Source organism: Holospora elegans E1 (assembly GCF_000648275.1).
Taxonomy (GTDB): Bacteria; Pseudomonadota; Alphaproteobacteria; order Holosporales; family Holosporaceae; genus Holospora; species Holospora undulata_A.
This window is the reverse complement of the sequence record NZ_BAUP01000087.1, coordinates 1-4,346: the sequence shown is the minus strand read 5'-3', so window position 1 is coordinate 4,346 and position 4,346 is coordinate 1. Positions and strand designations below refer to the sequence as shown.

The window sequence follows — 4,346 nt, the reverse complement described above, 5'->3', positions numbered from 1 at the left end:
CAAAGATGGGACATTGAACGGCTGTTCAGAACTATGAAAACGCAAGGGGTTAACCTTGAAAATACCCCTATGAAAGATTTGGGAAGACTTTCCAAACTTATGACGATTGTCGCTGTTGCTATTGTATACGCTTCTATAACGGGCCTTACACAAGAATGTGCTTACAAAAAAACAGTCAGAGCACCTTTCTATTCATCTTTGTATTCATCTTTGTATTCATACTTCACAAGGGGGCTCAGGTGGATCAAAGATAAACTCTTATTCTTTGATTTCAGCGATCTTTTAAACTACCTGAAAAAAAGTGAGGGGGAGTATGTTCGTGAATGATAAGATAGTATTGATCATGTATCAAGCAGAGTTTGTACTTTCCACCTTATTCACCTGAGCTACCCCCTGTAGAGAGATTGTGGCTACATATCAAGTAAAACATCCTGAATACTCAGATGTGCACAACGATAGAAAATCTTGAAAGAAGTTATGCCAATTCATGCGGATGCTACTTGATGTTGCAGTGCGGTCAATTTGTAATGCACCTCACATGTACATCTAGTCAAGGGATCTGGTAAAAAATCCGTACACACTTTTCTAGGAGGATATCCTTGCGGAAAAAAGTACCACTGAAAGCCCGTAAAACACCTCGTTAGTAGCTGCCCTCTTACGTTTTTTACCATAATTTTCTGTATCAAAATTAAATTTTATTACTCGGATAGGGAATGTCATTTACCTCTTAACCAAGCTTTCTATCAGATCTTATCTAAATTGTGAAGAGTTTTTATATTACCATATGCAAAATCTTCTGTGCGTATTTTTTCAATCTCAATAATCCTGGGGACGATCTTTCCAAGGAGACCTGATTTCTTAAAATCCACAAAACAGCGTTTAACGGTTGTCCTTTGCTTTTCCCTGCCCTTTCTTCCTGGTAGATAACGCTCAAGCATTTTCTAAGATTTTTTGAGATGTTGTGTCTTCTGTGCGATTGCGTTATCTCTTTTAAAAAATAAAATTCCTGATTTTTTATATCATAATTTTATCTCACCACGACACTATCTAGAGATGTTTATAACCTTTATCTTTAAGCCTTACTAGCATACCATTTTTCAAAAAACAAAATCTGATATTCATGTAAAAAATGTTTTGTATTTCGTATATTCTATATTTTACATGTGTATTTATATCCCCCCCCATTACAGTAGTTTCTTATTTTTGTATTAAATAAAATGAATAATGGTTCAAAAAAATACTGGATAAAAATAATTATTTTCCGTTTTATATGGAAAAATTTGTAAAAAATAATAAATTATTACGTAAACCTTATATAAAGAGGTTTTTGAGGTTGAATATTACGAAACTTTGTGGTACATATATTCAAACTTAAGATGTATGTTTGATGAACCCACCTTCAGTCATTTTTGTTATTGGCGGCGTGATGTCCTCTTTGGGAAAAGGGATTACTACTGCTACGTTAGGTGCATTGCTAAAAGCTCGAGGGCTTTCTGTGTGGTTATTAAAATTAGATCCCTACCTAAATGTAGATGCCGGAACTTTAAGTCCAACACAGCATGGTGAAACCTTTGTGACCCTTCAAGGAAGAGAAACGGATTTAGATTTAGGACACTATGAACGCTTTACGGGAAATACCAACAGCGGATGGTGCTCGGCAGGAAGCATTTACCAGAATTTAATTTATAAAGAACGTCAAGGTGCTTGGCAGGGACAGACATTACAAATCGTTCCTCACATGACTGAAGCTATTAAAGATGAAATTTTGCGATGCCCTTCTGGTACAGAGTTTATTTTGTGTGAAATTGGAGGAACTGTTGGAGATATTGAAGGATTAGCGTTTTTAGAAGCTGCCCGACAACTGCAAGGACAACTGGGGAAAAAGCGTTGCTTGTTTTTGCATTTATCTTGGGTTCCTTATTTAAAACAGGTTGGAGAGCTAAAAACGAAACTGGTACAACATTCCGTTATGGCGCTTCAGCATCTTGGCATTCAACCCGATGTTGTTTTATGTCGTACCGATAGGTACTTTTCTAAAGAAATAAAGCAAAAAATTGCGTTATTTTGTAATATTTCTTCTAATCACGTCATAGAAGCTTTAGATGTAGAAAATATTTATGAAACTCCAGTAGTATATCATGAAGCAGGGTTAGACCAGGCGGTAGTAAATTATTTTGAAATAAATACAGCGTTGCCAGATCTTTCTTTGTGGAAGGAGTTAACACAGAAAATGGAACTGTGTCAAAAAGCAATTAATATCGTCCTTTTAGGAAAATACACAAAGGGCTCGGATGCTTATAAATCCGTAAAAGAAGCTTTGCGGCACGCAGGGTTTTGTCATGGTGTTTGCGTTAACATAAGCATGATTGATGCAGAACACGTAGAATCTTCTCCGCTTATAGATAATATATTCAAAAACTGCGATGGTATTATTGTTCCTGGTGGGTTTGGGGCTCGTGCTACTGAAGGGCTTATCCGAGGAATTCAGTATGGGCGCAAAGCGAAGATTCCAACTTTTGGAATATGTTTTGGTATGCAGTTAATGGTCATCGAGTCCGTTCGCCACGAAACGTCAATTAAAGATGCAACTTCTTCAGAATTCGAAGATTCGGGAACTCCGGTTGTGGCTATGATGTTTCAATGGAAGGAAGGGGAAGTATTACGTACCTATGAAAAATATCAAGGAGTAGGAGGAACCATGCGACTTGGATCTCAACCCTGCGTTCTTATAGAAAAAAGTCAAACATATCAAATTTATGGTACTAAAAAAATTGTAGAACGACATCGTCACCGTTACGAGATTAATAATCTTTATTTAGATGCCATCGAAAGTTCTGGATTGCGAGTTGCAGGGTGGTCAGATCATCACCCCTTAATAGAAATCATAGAACATCGGGATCACCCCTGGTATATAGGAGTGCAGTTTCATCCTGAGTTTGCTTCTCGTCCTTTTGCTCCCCATCCGTTGTTTGTGGATTTTTATAAGGGCGGCTCAACACTTTCAAGGCGCTAAAAAAACCAACCTTAAGGAAATTTATGAAGCTTTTAACTAAAGATATTTTTTGTTAGAATTAGTAAAGAAAGTCTTTTAAAAGTCTCTAAAAATGATTGTATGTAAATTTTGAGAATGTTCGGAGTGCTTTAAAAGCGGTTTTGTTCGAGGGGTTCAGCGGTACAAATATAAAAAATGTGGAAAAATTTTCACGAAGTGTGCCTGAAAAAGACAAGCTCCAAGCACTTGTTTTATACGCAAATAGCCTTTCAATGAACCGAATTGCTCAGCGTTTTGGTGTCAGTGTGACCGCCGTTTTGAAGGTGGCGGGAACTTTAGGATCAAGTCTATGCGCCAAAATTTAACCCTCCCAAGAAGACACAGGTATTGTAATAGAAGTCGATGAATTTTTGCACTATTAAAAAAGAAGCAAAAATTTGGATTTTATTTTTAAATCCTAGGATAGTGCTGAAAAAGGGCTTATCGATTAGGAATTTGGTGATCTCTCGAGTCAAACATTCAAACGAATTTTTGAACGATTAAAAAAATAGAAAATTTTATTTTATTGCGCAGATCATTGGGCGGGTTTTAAGAACCTGTATTCATGAATAAAAAAAGTGCGATATAAAAGGCTTGAAGGTGTAGAAGATGAATTACCCAAGCGATTTAAAAGAGAGAGTGGGAAGTAATAAAGCATCATTTTGATAGCGGCAATAGAAGCTAATACAAAAAAAGAGAGTGTTAATGCAGTATTTTATATAATCAAGAGCGATTGTCAATGGCGAATGCGACCAAAAGATTTTCCACCATACTCGACGGTACATTCGTTTTGTAGACCATGTAGGATTAAGGGGGTATGGGGAAAAGTGATTATTGCTGATTTAAATATGCAAAATCTAGCGGCTACTTTTTCAGAAGCTTTTAACCAAAGGTAGCATAGTTAATTTTCAAAGTTTTATTAACATGGAGTGCCAAAAAAATACGTAGTGTTACTTCCAGCATTTCAAGTTATCGTTTTTTTGCAATAGTTTTCTACGAAATCTTGCAAACCAATGGCGTTATCGAGCGTTATTGCATAAACTTGTTAAGACAAGCCGAATTAAGTATGAAAAGAGCAAGAATCCCAGCTATAGCATCATTCACAACGTATTGACCACAGGCACCTCAAAAAAAATAGGTATAGATGGGGGGGAGAAAAAAGATACGTAAACGGCATAGTGTTGTTGATAGGCAAGGCAATCTGCTCCATACACGGTTCATAAGGCCAATGACACAGGTGCTGGGTGCAGAGTTTTTAAGGAAGCGGTGCAAAAAATCCTACATTAAAGGAAGTGTGGCAGATTCTGGATATAGA

Annotated in this window: 3 protein-coding genes and 1 pseudogene; all 4 read left to right on the top strand. The window is 36.8% G+C overall.

The genetic code is table 11. The features are described from left to right. Positions 1–327, top strand: a pseudogene (locus tag HE1_RS08910) (hypothetical protein); the annotation flags it as partial. Between the two features lie 1,060 nt (positions 328–1,387). After that, on the top strand, positions 1,388–3,013 hold the full coding sequence (pyrG, locus tag HE1_RS03490; RefSeq protein ID WP_035544799.1) for a CTP synthase: 1,626 nt from the start codon (positions 1,388–1,390) through the stop codon (positions 3,011–3,013). A 95-nt stretch (positions 3,014–3,108) separates the two neighbouring features. Beyond that, a complete protein-coding gene (locus HE1_RS03485) occupies positions 3,109–3,357 on the top strand; it encodes a helix-turn-helix domain-containing protein (protein WP_035544796.1) in 249 nt (82 codons plus the stop codon). A 336-nt stretch (positions 3,358–3,693) separates the two neighbouring features. Continuing rightward, complete coding sequence (locus HE1_RS10345) at positions 3,694–3,927, top strand: transposase (protein ID WP_052567310.1); 234 nt, start codon at positions 3,694–3,696, stop codon at positions 3,925–3,927. The last annotated feature ends 419 nt before the right edge of the window (positions 3,928–4,346 follow it).